Annotated in this window: 24 protein-coding genes; all 24 read right to left on the bottom strand. The window is 53.0% G+C overall.

Translation table 11 applies throughout. From position 1 onward, the window contains the following. Nucleotides 1-181 precede the first annotated feature (181 nt). Nucleotides 182-775: a hypothetical protein gene (locus tag QY311_02910; protein WKZ27058.1), complete on the bottom strand. Its 594-nt coding sequence runs from the start codon at nucleotides 773-775 to the stop codon at nucleotides 182-184. Nucleotides 776-836: 61 nt separating this feature from the next. Further along, nucleotides 837-1,592: a type I methionyl aminopeptidase gene (map, locus tag QY311_02905; protein ID WKZ27057.1), complete on the bottom strand. Its 756-nt coding sequence runs from the start codon at nucleotides 1,590-1,592 to the stop codon at nucleotides 837-839. Beyond that, nucleotides 1,589-2,278 carry a nucleoside monophosphate kinase gene (locus QY311_02900; GenBank protein WKZ27056.1) on the bottom strand — a complete coding sequence of 230 codons (690 nt, stop codon included), beginning with the start codon at nucleotides 2,276-2,278 and terminating at the stop codon, nucleotides 1,589-1,591. Before QY311_02900 ends, map begins: the two co-directional genes overlap by 4 nt. 80 nt (nucleotides 2,279-2,358) lie before the next feature. Next, nucleotides 2,359-2,781, bottom strand: a complete 423-nt coding sequence (locus QY311_02895) for a hypothetical protein (GenBank protein WKZ27055.1) — start codon at nucleotides 2,779-2,781, stop codon at nucleotides 2,359-2,361. A 78-nt stretch (nucleotides 2,782-2,859) separates the two neighbouring features. Continuing rightward, complete coding sequence (secY, locus tag QY311_02890; GenBank protein ID WKZ27054.1) at nucleotides 2,860-4,119, bottom strand: preprotein translocase subunit SecY; 1,260 nt, start codon at nucleotides 4,117-4,119, stop codon at nucleotides 2,860-2,862. 10 nt (nucleotides 4,120-4,129) lie between these two features. After that, nucleotides 4,130-4,600 carry an uL15 family ribosomal protein gene (locus tag QY311_02885; GenBank protein WKZ27053.1) on the bottom strand — a complete coding sequence of 157 codons (471 nt, stop codon included), beginning with the start codon at nucleotides 4,598-4,600 and terminating at the stop codon, nucleotides 4,130-4,132. Between the two features lie 8 nt (nucleotides 4,601-4,608). Continuing rightward, nucleotides 4,609-5,232, bottom strand: a complete 624-nt coding sequence (locus QY311_02880; protein WKZ27052.1) for a 30S ribosomal protein S5 — start codon at nucleotides 5,230-5,232, stop codon at nucleotides 4,609-4,611. Between the two features lie 19 nt (nucleotides 5,233-5,251). Beyond that, the gene (gene rplR, locus QY311_02875; protein ID WKZ27051.1) at nucleotides 5,252-5,626 is read right to left on the bottom strand and encodes a 50S ribosomal protein L18; all 375 of its coding nucleotides are present in this window, start codon (nucleotides 5,624-5,626) and stop codon (nucleotides 5,252-5,254) included. 8 nt (nucleotides 5,627-5,634) lie between these two features. Further along, nucleotides 5,635-6,189 carry a 50S ribosomal protein L6 gene (rplF, locus tag QY311_02870; GenBank protein WKZ27050.1) on the bottom strand — a complete coding sequence of 185 codons (555 nt, stop codon included), beginning with the start codon at nucleotides 6,187-6,189 and terminating at the stop codon, nucleotides 5,635-5,637. A 9-nt stretch (nucleotides 6,190-6,198) separates the two neighbouring features. After that, a complete protein-coding gene (rpsH, locus tag QY311_02865; GenBank protein ID WKZ27049.1) occupies nucleotides 6,199-6,612 on the bottom strand; it encodes a 30S ribosomal protein S8 in 414 nt (137 codons plus the stop codon). Nucleotides 6,613-6,624: 12 nt separating this feature from the next. After that, on the bottom strand, nucleotides 6,625-6,813 hold the full coding sequence (locus QY311_02860) for a type Z 30S ribosomal protein S14 (protein WKZ27048.1): 189 nt from the start codon (nucleotides 6,811-6,813) through the stop codon (nucleotides 6,625-6,627). Between the two features lie 5 nt (nucleotides 6,814-6,818). After that, complete coding sequence (rplE, locus tag QY311_02855) at nucleotides 6,819-7,358, bottom strand: 50S ribosomal protein L5 (protein ID WKZ27047.1); 540 nt, start codon at nucleotides 7,356-7,358, stop codon at nucleotides 6,819-6,821. A gap of 33 nt (nucleotides 7,359-7,391) precedes the next feature. Next, nucleotides 7,392-7,724 carry a 50S ribosomal protein L24 gene (gene rplX, locus QY311_02850; GenBank protein ID WKZ27046.1) on the bottom strand — a complete coding sequence of 111 codons (333 nt, stop codon included), beginning with the start codon at nucleotides 7,722-7,724 and terminating at the stop codon, nucleotides 7,392-7,394. A gap of 10 nt (nucleotides 7,725-7,734) precedes the next feature. Next, nucleotides 7,735-8,100 (bottom strand): 50S ribosomal protein L14, encoded by a 366-nt coding sequence (gene rplN, locus QY311_02845; GenBank protein ID WKZ27045.1) that lies wholly within the window; start codon nucleotides 8,098-8,100, stop codon nucleotides 7,735-7,737. Between the two features lie 9 nt (nucleotides 8,101-8,109). Beyond that, on the bottom strand, nucleotides 8,110-8,364 hold the full coding sequence (gene rpsQ, locus QY311_02840) for a 30S ribosomal protein S17 (protein ID WKZ27044.1): 255 nt from the start codon (nucleotides 8,362-8,364) through the stop codon (nucleotides 8,110-8,112). A gap of 12 nt (nucleotides 8,365-8,376) precedes the next feature. Further along, on the bottom strand, nucleotides 8,377-8,571 hold the full coding sequence (gene rpmC / locus QY311_02835) for a 50S ribosomal protein L29 (protein WKZ27043.1): 195 nt from the start codon (nucleotides 8,569-8,571) through the stop codon (nucleotides 8,377-8,379). A gap of 9 nt (nucleotides 8,572-8,580) precedes the next feature. Beyond that, entirely contained in the window at nucleotides 8,581-9,000 is a 420-nt protein-coding gene (rplP, locus tag QY311_02830) for a 50S ribosomal protein L16 (protein WKZ27042.1), read from the bottom strand. Between the two features lie 9 nt (nucleotides 9,001-9,009). After that, a complete protein-coding gene (gene rpsC, locus QY311_02825) occupies nucleotides 9,010-9,645 on the bottom strand; it encodes a 30S ribosomal protein S3 (GenBank protein ID WKZ27041.1) in 636 nt (211 codons plus the stop codon). A gap of 5 nt (nucleotides 9,646-9,650) precedes the next feature. Next, nucleotides 9,651-10,070, bottom strand: a complete 420-nt coding sequence (gene rplV, locus QY311_02820; GenBank protein WKZ27040.1) for a 50S ribosomal protein L22 — start codon at nucleotides 10,068-10,070, stop codon at nucleotides 9,651-9,653. Between the two features lie 9 nt (nucleotides 10,071-10,079). Beyond that, complete coding sequence (gene rpsS, locus QY311_02815; protein WKZ27039.1) at nucleotides 10,080-10,418, bottom strand: 30S ribosomal protein S19; 339 nt, start codon at nucleotides 10,416-10,418, stop codon at nucleotides 10,080-10,082. An 18-nt stretch (nucleotides 10,419-10,436) separates the two neighbouring features. Next, on the bottom strand, nucleotides 10,437-11,261 hold the full coding sequence (gene rplB, locus QY311_02810; protein ID WKZ27038.1) for a 50S ribosomal protein L2: 825 nt from the start codon (nucleotides 11,259-11,261) through the stop codon (nucleotides 10,437-10,439). A gap of 6 nt (nucleotides 11,262-11,267) precedes the next feature. Continuing rightward, entirely contained in the window at nucleotides 11,268-11,714 is a 447-nt protein-coding gene (locus tag QY311_02805) for a 50S ribosomal protein L23 (protein ID WKZ27037.1), read from the bottom strand. A gap of 10 nt (nucleotides 11,715-11,724) precedes the next feature. Next, entirely contained in the window at nucleotides 11,725-12,399 is a 675-nt protein-coding gene (gene rplD, locus QY311_02800; protein ID WKZ27036.1) for a 50S ribosomal protein L4, read from the bottom strand. A gap of 1 nt (nucleotide 12,400) precedes the next feature. Next, nucleotides 12,401-13,015 (bottom strand): 50S ribosomal protein L3, encoded by a 615-nt coding sequence (gene rplC, locus QY311_02795; GenBank protein ID WKZ27035.1) that lies wholly within the window; start codon nucleotides 13,013-13,015, stop codon nucleotides 12,401-12,403. Nucleotides 13,016-13,107: the final 92 nt, after the last annotated feature.

Genomic DNA, 13,107 nt, shown 5'->3' with positions numbered 1-13,107 from the left:
GACGTGCGAACACGGTCTGTCAGCCGCTGAGGGTTTCGCTTGTCTGGTAGGTAATCATCTTTGGGTACTAGGGAGTATATCAGAAGAGCCTTCCAGAGGTCAATAGTGTATGCCTATATGGAAAAACAAAGAAAAAGCGGGGGTATGTGCACCGTATGCACACACCCCCGCAAGTGGGCCGCTAGTGGCGCTTCTTGCCACCGTTGCCCTTCTGGTTCTTGGCCTTGGCCGCCTGCTTGGCGGCCTTCTTCGCGGCCTTCTTGTCGACGGCCGCGGTGGCCGCCGGCCGCGCGCGCTTGGCCATCGCCTCCGCGCGCCTCTGGGCCCGGGACTTCCGGCCCTTGTGGGCCTGGCCCCGGCGCTCGAAGTAGCCGGCAGGGAGCGTGGGCATGGCCGTCCCCGTGCGCCCCGTCGTCGTGCCCTGCACGACCGTCGCCGGAGCGATCGGCCGCGCCCTCACCTGCTGGGCCGCCAGCTTGAAGTGCCGATCGAGCAGCGCGAGCTGGTCCCCGAGGCGGGGCATGAACGACACCCCGTAGAAGGACCTCACACTCGGGAGACACTCGTAGCAGGCGACGAACCCGCTGAGCTGGTGAATCGCCGGCAGCTGCTTCGCCGGCAGTCCGAGCTCCTTCTGGATGTTGCCGATGCTCAGGACGAAACCGTCCCGAGACGTCACCTCGCGCTTGTGCACGAGGCACCGAAAGGTGCGCTCCGCGATGGGGCGGACGTTCGCGCCGAACTCCGCCAGACCGACCTGCATCATCGTGGCCATAGTGCCACCTCCTGAGCGTATATTATACTACCTTTGTATATAAAGTCAATACCCCTTAGGACTACTCAGTTACGATGATAGGAGCCCCCTCCGTGACGATAATAGTATGTTCAAAATGTGCAGAGAGCGCTCCGTTTTTGGTGACGTATGCAAAGCCATCGGTTCCGTCTTTTGTCTTGTGTGTGCCCGTCGTTAAAATAGGTTCGATCGCAAGCGCCATGCCGGCTACGAGTGTGTCCCCCTCCCCCGCAGAGCCGTGGTTTGGCACAAAAGGATCCTCATGCAACCGCATACCGATCCCGTGTCCACCCAGATCTTTTAAAACCGTGAATCCATTTTTTTCTGCATGCGCTTGGATTGCAGCACCGATGTGCCCCACCGTGTTTCCGGCACGCGCTTGCGCAATGCCCGCATAGAGCGCCTCACGCGTTACGCGCGAAAGCGTGATGCGGTCTTGCCACTCTTTTTTTCGTGCGTCGGTGAGTCCGGCAATCACGGTCACGGCGCTATCAGTGTGCAGGCCATGGTGCACCACGCCGAAATCAAGCTTTACCAGATCTCCCTCTTGGATGATGTATCCTCCCGGCACTGCATGCACCGCTTCCTCATTCACACTCACACAGAGCGTTGCGGGATACCCGTTATATCCCAAAAAAGATGAAGTAACCCCATGCGCTGCGATACGCTCACGGGCGATGTCTTCTAATGCCTGCGTGGGCATGCCGGGCTTCACTGACGCGGCAAGCTCTCGCAATATTGTTGCGAGTATTTTTCCACCTTCACGCATGAATTGAATATCTTGCTCTTTGAGGATCATATATTTTGCGGATGTGAAAATTCGTGAATACGCTCCATGATATCTTCATGCACCTTGCGAATGGGTTGTTCGCCATCGATGCGGATGACCGTATACCCTTGCCCCTCAAAGTAGGCGACAACGGGCTTCGTTTGCTCTTGATATGTTGCGTAGCGCACGCGAATAGTTTCGGGAACGTCGAGACTCCGCGTCACGATCTCACTACCATCTTTGGGGCACGCAGTGATATTCGCAAATTCCGGGAAGTTGGGAATGGGGTGACGGTTTACCTTACACACCCGACGACCCGAGTTGCGCTTCACCGACTCTTCTTCTCCCACTTCAATGTTCACAATGTGCACATTTTTGGCGCCATACACTTCTTGCAATACGGGGAGCTCTTCAGCTGCTTCGGTGTTTGTACGGAACGAACCACTAAATACAATGCTGGTGCCGCCAATGCCGAGCGCCCGGATTTTATCAATCACCCAACTTGCCACGAGTGCTGGCTCTACGAGTTTTCCCGCATCATAGTTCGCCTTCGCTTGCGCGATCACGGGATCATCGGCGGGCGCAGTACGAAAACGTTCTTCGATGATTTGCGAGGTGTCAAAGTGAAAAAAACCGAAATCATCGGCGAGTAATTCAGCTTGTGTTCCCTTCCCTGCGCCCGGTGGCCCAATGAGAATGATTGCCTGTTTTTCCATAGTCGTATTGTACACGCCAAATAAAAAAAGAACAGCGCGCCGGTTCCCGAAGGAAACGACGCGCGTAGGCGAGCCCACAACTAGGGCATCATGTGGCGATCCCGCAACGTCGGGTTGGGGAGCGCCTCGAAGATGAAAACGAATCTCTTCGCGTACAGAGGATCTTCCGGGTTCTCCTCTTCCCGACGACCCTCCTCTTCGACCAGCCCCTCGAAAGAAACCTCGCCCTCGAACACGACCTCTTCGCCATGGTGGTCGAAAACCCTTTCGAGACGAAGCCGACGATGAGCCAGCTTCAGCGCAGCGTTGATGGCGAGGATATACTCCTCCAACACATCAGCGCTCTCCCCGTACCCGATGTCGTTGATCGGCAACGACAAGGCCACATCCGGTCGCCCTTCGGGGCTCATGTCGATCGAGTGCATCCCGACGTGCGCGACCACGCGATCGCCCTCGCCCATGTCAGTGAAAAAGCTCTCCATGCCCACCTCCTCGTGGTGCATACATTATCCAGTTTATTTATGTAAAAGTCAAGAGCGCCGCTTGGGCGCCCTTGGGAGAAATTTTCTACTTCGTTTTTACTAGTATTCGTACATGCTGACTTGAGCGTCGAGCTGTTTCATGAGCTCAAGCGCAACTGACACCACGATAAGTACAGTTGTTCCACCAATGGAGAAGGCGGTCAAGCCGGTGAAGCCCTGTACCACATTAGGGAGCACAGCAACTGCGCCAAGGAAGAGTGCGCCGACCAACGTGATGCGGTTTACCAGATACGAGAGGAATTGCGCGGTCATAGGACCTGGACGCAAGCCGGGAATGTAGCCGCCCTGCTTCTGGATGTTTTCAGAGATAGACTTCGGATCAAACGTCACTGCCGTGTAGAAGAAGGTGAAGAGCACCACGAGCACAAAGTAGAATATGCTGTACCACAGGTTGCTCGCAAGAATGTTCTGCACGAATTGCGCCGCGTTCGCAAGGAATGTAATGCTCGAGCCCGCAAAGAAGGTGGCGATCGTGCCCGGGAAGAGAAGAATTGAGAGTGCGAAGATAATCGGGATAACACCAGCGTTATTCACACGCATAGGAAGATACGTGGAAACCCCACCGAATACACGGGAACCGCGCACGCGACGCGCGTAGGTTACTGGAATATTACGCTGCGCCTCTGAGATAAAGACGACCCCGGCGATAACAACCAGCGAGATTACTGCAAAGACAATGTAGGTGACGAGTTGATCGGGTGTGTAGGTAAAAATTGCCTGTCGGAGCGTTGTGGGAATGCTCGCAGCGATACCCGCAAGAATCAAGAGCGAGACACCGTTGCCGAGATTCTTTTCGGTCATCAGCTCACCAAGCCACATAAGAAGCATACTTCCCGCAACCACAACAGTGATGGCATTAAACCATTCGAACCCGGACATCGCAGGGATAACACTCTGACGCACCAAGAGCGTTAGAAATCCGTATGCCTGGATAGCGCCGAGTGGCACTGCAAGCATGCGGGAATATTGATTGAACTTTGCGCGACCCGCCTCTCCTTCATGTTTGTACAACTGCTCCATCGAAGGAAAGATCATAGTCATCAACTGCATAATGATCGACGCGGTGATGTATGCACCCAAGCCGATCATGGCAATGGAAAGATTGGAGAGGCCACCACCCGTGAACGCGCTAATAAGACCAAAGAATTGGTTGTTTGCAAAAAATTCCTTCAACTGACTGCCGTCGATTGCAGGCACAGGGATCGTTGAGAGGACGCGCGACAATGCAAGGATACCCAGAATAAAGAGTATCTTGCTCCGGAGCTCCGGACGCTTCAGTGCGGTCAGAATACGATCCATAACAAATAGGTTACGCAACGGTCCCGCCGGCGGCAGTGATCTTCTCCCGCGCGGACGCAGACACGTCAACGCCTTCAACTGTTACTTTTACCTTTACCTCACCAGTGCCCAAAATCTTCGCTGCTTTTGCGGCGCCACTTACAAGACGACGCTCTTTTAATGTTGCGAGTGTCACCGAATCTCCTGCAGAGAATGCGTTAAGCGCGGCGACATTAATAACTGCAGGCTTGCCCGCAATGATCTGATAGCGACGATGCTTGCGGTGTACACGCTTACTGCCATGCTTCTTTGTTGCACCACGTTGCTTTGGGAACAATTGCCAGATGCGGTTATCACCGCCGCGGAAACCCGGGCGCACACTTGCGCCAGCGCGACCCTTTTGTCCCTTAGTGCCACCACCGGATGTCGTTCCACGCTTGCCACCACGGCCAACGCGCTTACCGATGCTACGAGATGCTGATTTGATAGATTGACGTTGCATAGAAAATATTAAGCAGACGGCGGAGCCACGCGCGCGAATCGGTCACGCGCGCGATCACGCAACATGCCAAGTGCCTTGATTGTCGCCATAGCAATATTGATTTTGTTGTTGGTGCGCTCGATCAACTTGCCGGTCAAACTCGTAATACCAGCGAGCTTTGCAACAACACGCACAGGGCCACCCGCTTTCACACCACCTTTCGCAGGCTTCAGAATAACCGTTGCGCCGTGAAAGTTTGCCTGTACGGTGTTAGGAATAGTGCCATTAACGGTCAGAATCGTCACCAGGCGCTTCTTCGCCTGATTGTATGCTTTCTGCACCGATTGAGCGACGTCCTTGCCCTTGCCCATGCCGATACCGACACGAGATTTGCCGTCGCCGATAACCACCGTTGCACGGAAAGAGAAGCGCTTACCACCTTTTGTGACACGAGCAACACGAGCAAGATCAATTGTCTTTTGCTCATATTCTGGCTTCTCCATTGGACGCGCAGGACGACGACCTTGGCGACCTCCTGGACGACGATTTCCAAAACGCTGACCACCACCACGACCGTGGCGCTGTGGCTCAGAAGCCGCCGGAGCCGTTGGCGTTACCTCTGGAGTTGGTTGTACTGGTGTCTGTTCGTCCATAGTTAAGAATGTCTAGTGATTATACGGAGATTCCAGCGCTGCGCAAGCCTTCGGCCACGGCGCGCACGCGGCCATGATATGCGAAACCACCACGGTCGAATACTACCGTTGAAATCTTTGCGGCCTTAAGCTTCTCGCCAAGCGCCTTACCAATCGCAAATGCTTTTGCAACCTTTGCGCCTGATCCTTCAGGAGCGTCGGAAGCGGGTTTTAGCTCATGATCGTGCACTGAGAAAAGCGTCTTGCGCGTTGTGTCATCAATCACTTGCGCATAGGTGTATGAGTTACTCTTAAAGACGCACACGCGAGGACGAGCCGCGGTGCCAGAAATCGTCGCACGGATACGTGCGTGACGACGGATACGACCTGCGTTTTTAGAAATGGCGTGTGTCATAGAATGCATTAACTTGATGCGATAGCCTTCTTACCAGCCTTTTGCTTAATAACTTCGCCCTGGTAACGAATGCCACTACCCTTATACGGTTCTGGCTTCTTTAGTGAGCGGATTTCTGCAGCGACTTGGCCCACGGTCTCCTTATCAGTCCCGCTAATAGTGAGCACGTTCTTTTCTACTGAAAATTGAATGCCTTCGGGAGCTATAAATGGGATAGTATGCGAGAATCCGAGACTAAGTTCAAGATTCTTTCCTTGAAGAACTGCCTTGTAGCCGACCCCATTAAATTCAAGCGCCTTTGTGAAACCTGCGGTCACGCCAGTCAACATATTTTGGATGGTGGCGCGCTCGAGACCCCAAGTAATAGTGCGAGTTTTTGCGTCTACAGGAGCATCAATGCGAGGCGTCAGTTGGATCAGCGCGCCATCAACGGCAACATCAATAATACCCGACAAAGTGCGAGTTGCTGTCCCCTTTGGACCTTTCACGGTCAAAAGAGTGCCGTCGAGTGTGACGGATGCCCCTTGAGGAATGTGAATTGGTCGTTTGCCGATTTTAGACATAGGAGGAAATTACCAAATTTCGAACAAGACTTCGCCACCAACACCTTCTTTGCGAGCAGTGCGCGATGACACGATGCCCTTTGGCGTTGAAAGTACCGCGATGCCAAACCCAGATTGCACAGGGCGCAGTTCGCGCGCCTTTGCATACAGGTGACGCGACGGCTTACTCACCAAGCGCATATCATTGATCATAGGCTTACCATCAGTATCGCGCGCAAATACCATATCGATAAATTCGTGCTCAGTAGCACGCACTTTTTTCGTACGTCGCTCAACTGATGTAAGGTATCCCGCCTCTTGGAGAACGCGCGCAATGCCCATCTTCATGCGAGATGCCGGTACAAGTACATGGGTCGCACGCACAGCGAGCGCATTGCGAATGCGTGTGATCATGTCTGAGATTGGATCGTGGATCATTGCCATAATAATGAAGTATTACCAGCTCGATTTACGAACGCCCGGAAGAAATCCTTGGAGTGCAAGTTCACGGAAGTGAATGCGGCACAGACCAAATGCGCGCAAATATCCATGCTTGCGACCACACAGTACGCAACGATTCACGCGCCGAGTTGAGAACTTAGGCGTATGCTTTGCGGTACGTGCAATGGTTGATTTCTTTGGCATATCGTTTATTTAAATGGAATTCCAATCTGCTTGAGAAGCGCGATACCACGCTCGCGATTTTGTGCAGTGGTTACAACAGTTACCTGTAGGCTAAAAATATCTTTTACCGATTCATATGATACTTCGGGGAAAATGGTATGCTCCTTAATGCCAAGATTAAGATTGCCTGCGCCATCAACGTTTTTGGGGTCGATGCCACGAAAATCCTTCGACATCGGAAGCGCCAATGTAATGAGGCGGTGCAGAAAGTCATACATACGCTTGCCGCGAAGCGTCACCGAAACGCCGACGGGCATCCCCTCACGCAACTTGAAACTAGCGATTGACTTCTTTGCCTTGCGAATCACCGGCTTCTGACCGGAGAGAGCGGTAAGGTCACGCTGGACTCGCTCAATAGCGCCTCCATCTTTGACCATGCGCCCGATGCCCGTATTGATAACTACTTTTTGAATACGCGGCACCGCCATCACATTTGCAATACCAAACTCTTTCTGCAGAGCAGGAAGAATTGTCTTTTGATAGTGTTGCTGTAATGGTTGGGTCATAGAAGCGGGTGGAGTATACGTGAGAAATACCTTTTATGCAAGCGCCTTTCCACACTTTTTGCAGACGCGCTGCTTCTGCTTTTTGCCAGAAACTTCAGTGATTTCGTATCCAACGCGCGTCTGCTTCTTGCACGATGGGCATACAAGCGCGACGCTTGAAACGGACACAAAGCGCTCGCTCGAAACCTTCTGCCCCTTTTGGCCCTGCTTGCGAGAGCGCAAAGAACGCGTAACGGTGTTCAAGCCCTCAATGCGCACCTTCCCATCAACAGGAGATGCGTGTATCACCTTGCCGGTCTTCATGCGATCCTTTCCGGACAGCATGGTTACCGTATCGCCTACTCGAATTTTCATGTGTGTTGCCATATGAATAGAATTAGACGAGCTCTTGCGCAAGAGATGCAATAGTTGCAAAACCACGCTCTTTAATTTCTCGCGGGATAGGACCAAAAATACGACCGCCTTTTGGTTCTACGCCATCAAGGATCACCACTGCGTTGTCATCAAACCGAATGTATGAGCCGTCCTTGCGACGAAACGGCTTGCGCTGGCGCACCACAACCGCACGAAGTACGTCCTTCTTCTTTACCAACTTGCGTGGCTCGGCAACCTTCACGGATACAACTACAATATCCCCGATCTGCGCAAAGGCACGGCGAGAACCGCCAAGCACCTTGAAAACACCGACGCGTTTTGCGCCTGTATTATCTGCTACTGAAACAATAGAGCGAAGTTGAAGCATATGTGTGTATTACGCAGCCTTACCCTCAACAATCCAGCGCTTATTTTTGGACAGTGGACGAGTCTCGCGAATGATAACGCGGTCTCCAACGTTATACTGCTCTTGCTCATCATGCGCCTGAAAGCGCTGCGAAACTTTTTGATACTTCTTATACACCGCATGCTTGCGCAAGCGCGTGATCTCCACGACAACTGTCTTGTCCATTTTATCGGAAACGATAGTTCCCGTGAGGCGACGTCCTTTTGTTGGTTGAGAAGATGTCATAGAAAAAAATAATTAGGCAGTGTGTTGCTTTGCATTCAATGCCGTGAGCGCCTGGGCAATCTGCACGCGCAGTGTACGCAATTTACTATTCTGCTTGAGGGCGCCCTGTGAAGCCTCAAAACGAGATGCCAAGACCTGCGCCCGAAGATCGCGCACGAGTGCGTGTAGTTCTGCAACTGATTTCTGGTGAAGGTCTTTGTATTTCATACAGAATAATTATGAAGAATGTCCGACGCGAACAATGACGCGCGTCTTAATGGGAAGCTTGTGCGCGGCAAGACGAAACGCCTGACGTGCAACAGTCTCTGAAACACCATCGAGTTCAAAGAGCATTCGCCCGGCCTGCACTGGAGCAACGAAATGAGACAGCGCTCCGCGGCCACCACCCATACCAACTTCTGAACTCTTTGCAGTGCGTGGCTTATCAGGGAATACGCGCGTCCAAATCTTACCACCGCGAGCAAGAAGGCGAGCCATGGCACGGCGAGCAGATTCAATCTGACTTGCAGTAAGCCACGTTGCCTCCATCGCCTTAAGGCCATACGTGCCAAAGCTCAATGTGGCGCCACGAGTGGCAACAACGCGATTGCGCCCCTTGTGTACCTTCGTGTGTTTTACGCGATTTGGTTGCAACATATTCAGTAATTATTCAAACGTATCGCCCTTGTAAATCCAAACCTTAATACCAATCGTGCCGAATGTGGTATGTGCAGTCGCGCGAGCGAAGTCAATATTTGCACGCAAGCTCTGCAGCGGCAAGTTACCTGACTCCACGTGCTCGAGGCGCGCAATTTCTGCGCCATCGAGACGACCACCTAATTGAATTTTCGCACCCTTAACGTCTCGGCTCGCAATGATTTTCGCAAGCGTCATGCGCATCGTACGACGGAATGGAAGACGCTTTTCAATCTGCTCTGCAATGGATTCCGCCATAACAGCAGCCGACGCTTCTGGGTTTTTAATTTCCTGGATTTCAATACGAACGGCGAGCTTTCGCTTCACCAAAGTTCGAATTTGATCCTTGAGCTTCTCAACGTCACTTCCGCCTCGGCCGATCACCAGCCCGGGGCGCGCAGTAGCAATGACGACGGTAATAGTGTCAGTGTTGCGCTCAATATCGATATGATCCACAGCCATGCCGCGAAGACGCTTTTCCAAAAAGCGACGAACACGCAGATCATCGGCAAGATACTTCTGATATGAAGCACCGCCAAACCAGCGCGATGCCCAATCACGAATGATACCGATGCGAAGTCCTGTTGGAGAAACTTTTTGTCCCATAATAATTACGATTGTGTTGCAGCGGGCGTTGCGGATCGCGTCGTGCGACGTGTCGATTTCTTTGCAGCAGCCTCCTTTTCAGGCGCCTTACTGTGGATCTCAAGCACGACACAGATGCGCGATGTCTTCTTTTGCAATTCAGTGGCACGGCCCTGGGCACGAGGCAGCCAGCGACGCAGCTTCATGCCTTCATTCACAATAATATCTGAAATGAAGAGCTGCTCCTCTGAGGCTTTGTACGTGTGCTCCGCGCTTGCACTTGCTGAGCGAATAAGCTTTGCAAGTACTGGCGCTGGGCGAAGCACGGTGTGCGCAAGCTGATCAAGTGCCCACACAACAGTGTGGCGCTTCACTAATGCGGCAACCGCTCGAACCTTGCGAGGCGAGAGGCGGACACCGTTGAGTTGTGCGCGGACTTGTTGCATAGTAGATAATTATTTTGCGGGCGCCTCAGCCTTTGCAGCCTTCGCCGCATCGACTTCACGCTGCTTCGCAGCAGCTTCAAGCTCCTTCTGCATCTTACCACCATGACGGCGGAACGTGCGCGTGTGCGAAAACTCGCCGAGCTTGTGCCCGATCATATCTTCTGTGATAACAACGGGGATATGGATCCTACCGTTGTGTACACCGAAGGTGAAGCCTATCATCTCCGGCACGATCGTGCAATCCCGAGACCATGTTTTGATCACGGTCTTATCGCCCGCCTTTCGGCTTGCGATTTTCTTGAGCAATCGCTCATCAACGTAGGGACCTTTTTTGAGACTTCGTGACATAAAATGAAATGGAAATGATTACTTCGAACGTCGGCGAACAATAAGGTGTGCTGAGCGCTTCTTCTTGTTGCGGGTCTTGTGACCGCCGGTAATCTTACCGTGGCGTGTCTTTGGACGACGCGTACCGCGACCTTGGCGACCCTCACCACCACCATGTGGGTGATCCACTGGGTTCATAGCAGTGCCACGAACCTTTGGACGACGGCCGAGCCAGCGTGAGCGGCCAGCCTTACCCAATGTAACGAGAGCATGCTCTGCATTCGAAACCTGACCAATCGAGGCATAGCACTCGCCAGGAACGAGGCGCACTTCAGATGAAGGCATGACCACCTGTACGTATCCTGCATCACTCGCGAGAACGGTGGCGCCACTGCCAGCGGAGCGAACAATGCGGCCACCTTGACCCGGGCGCAGCTCGATATTATGCACGATAGTGCCCTGAGGAATGTTCGCGAGCTGCATACGATTTCCTACACGAATAGGTGCACGTGACGCGTTAATGACGGTGTCGCCAACCGAGAGGCCTTGAGGCGCAATGATATAGCGCTTATCGCCATCTGGATAGTGTACGCGAGCGATGCGTGCTGTACGATTTGGATCGTACTCAAGAGCCGCGACAATGCCTTGAATGTCATATTTCTGTTGCCTGAAATCAATGTCGCGGAAAAGACGCTTGTTGCCGCCGCCACGGTGGAAACTGGTAATGCGGCCTTGGTTGTTGCGCCCAACCGCACGGTGGAAACCCTTCGTACGAGAACGAAGCGGTGCGATATCGGTCAAACCCGCCGTATCATATGCGGACATGTGGCGACGCGATGCAGTTGTTGGTTTATAGCGTTTCATACCAGATTATGATTGTGGCTGTGCCATAGTTGCACCAATGGTGTTACCCGGTGCGAGCGTAACAATCGCCTTGCGTACCTGCGGGCGCACGCCTGCAAAATGGCGGCGCATCATCCCCGCTTTCTTACGAGGCAAGTTTACAATATTCACCGAAATCACTTTTACCTTGAAAAGAGTGCTGATATGCTTCTTTACTTCTGATTTCGTCGCCCCAGACGTAACCAAGAAGACATACTGGTTCTGTTGAGTAAGGCGGGATGCTTTCTCGCTCATGAACGGAGCACGAATAACGCGATGCGCTCCTGCAGGAACGATTAGCATTTGCCCCTCTGAAGTTGCAGGCGCATCTCCTTTTGTTGGCTTGACCGCGCGTGAAGCCTGCGCCTTCTTTGGAGACGCGCTCTTCTTGGGGCTTTCTTTCTTTTCCGATGATCCAAAAAATGGGAATTTCATACAAAGTGTATTATGCAGCGCTACCCATACGCGCAACGAGCGCATCAACGGCATCCTTGTGCACAATAATATACTGATGGTCCGCGACACTCAGCGCCTGAACGTTGCGCACTGACTCAACCTCAGCGCGCGGCACGTTTCGCAACGCGCGCACAACAGAGGTATGACCCTCGCCGCCCGGCAAGATCACAAGAGCTTTCGGGAGTGTGCGGTCTGTAGCACGAACACCAGGAATTGCGCGGATCACCGCACGAAGCGAAGAGACGGCCTCTTTTGTTTTTGCCTCAGGGATAGCGAACGCATCGACAACAACCAGCTCCGCATCACGAACCTTACCAGAAAGAATTGAACGAAGCGCGGCAAGCGCCATACGACGATTAATCTTTTGCGTATAATCCTTTTCCGACGTTGGGCCGTGCGTCGCACCGCCACCTTTCCAGATAGGAGAGCGGATCGAACCATGGCGTGCGCGGCCCGTGCCCTTCTGACGCCAAGGCTTTTTGCCACCACCACGAACTTCGCCGCGACCCTTAGAGTGCGCCGTCCCCTGTCGCTGATTTGCTTCCTGTGCGGCAATAACCTGTGCAAGAAGTTCCATGTTTACCGGGACTGCAAAGACGGCATCCGGTAATGTCATGGTGCCGAGAGATTCTCCACGCTGATTAAGAAGGGGGACGTTTGCCATATTATCGTGAAACAATTTCAACAATAGAACCACGCTGACCAGGGACAGCACCGCGAACAGCAATGATACCAAGCTCTGGATCAACGGCAACGACTTTCAATCCACGGACCGAAACACGAGCAACGCCCATGTGCCCAGCCATGCGCTTACCTTTAAGCGTATGTTGCGGGAAGCGTTGACCCGTGGAACCAATGTGGCGCTGAACTGATCGGTGACCATGACTTGCAGGCATGCCCGAAAAGCCATGACGTTTCATAGCTCCCGCGAAGCCTTTACCCTTTGAAGTGCCACTTACCGTTACTGTATCTCCGACCGCAAACACGGAGGCATCGAAGGAGTCACCTTCTGCGAGTTCTTTATCGCCAAGATGCGTATACGCAAATTCACGCACCGCATTAAATGTGCCGCGACCACGGAAGTGGCCTGCTTGTGGCTTTTTGACGTGCTTACGAGATCCAGTGCCAACTTGCACTGCGACATATCCGTCACGCTCCTTGTTTTTGAGTTGCAAAACAACGTTAGGGCGAACAGAAAGCACCGTTACAGGAACGACAACACCATCTTCGCGGAAGATTTGGGTCATGCTCTCTTTTGTGCCAAGAATGAATTTCGCCATTTTGCAAACAAAAACCCGCGAACAGCGGGAACCCATGAAGGACACGCCTCTGCTCTGTCGCAAGGCACACAGAGTGCCTCACGAGCCGGATT

Source organism: Candidatus Paceibacterota bacterium (assembly GCA_030583765.1).
Classification (GTDB): Bacteria; Patescibacteriota; Minisyncoccia; order 2-02-FULL-40-12; family GWA2-44-9.
Note: the sequence above shows the minus strand (reverse complement) of the source record. Positions and strands in the feature narration are given on the sequence as shown.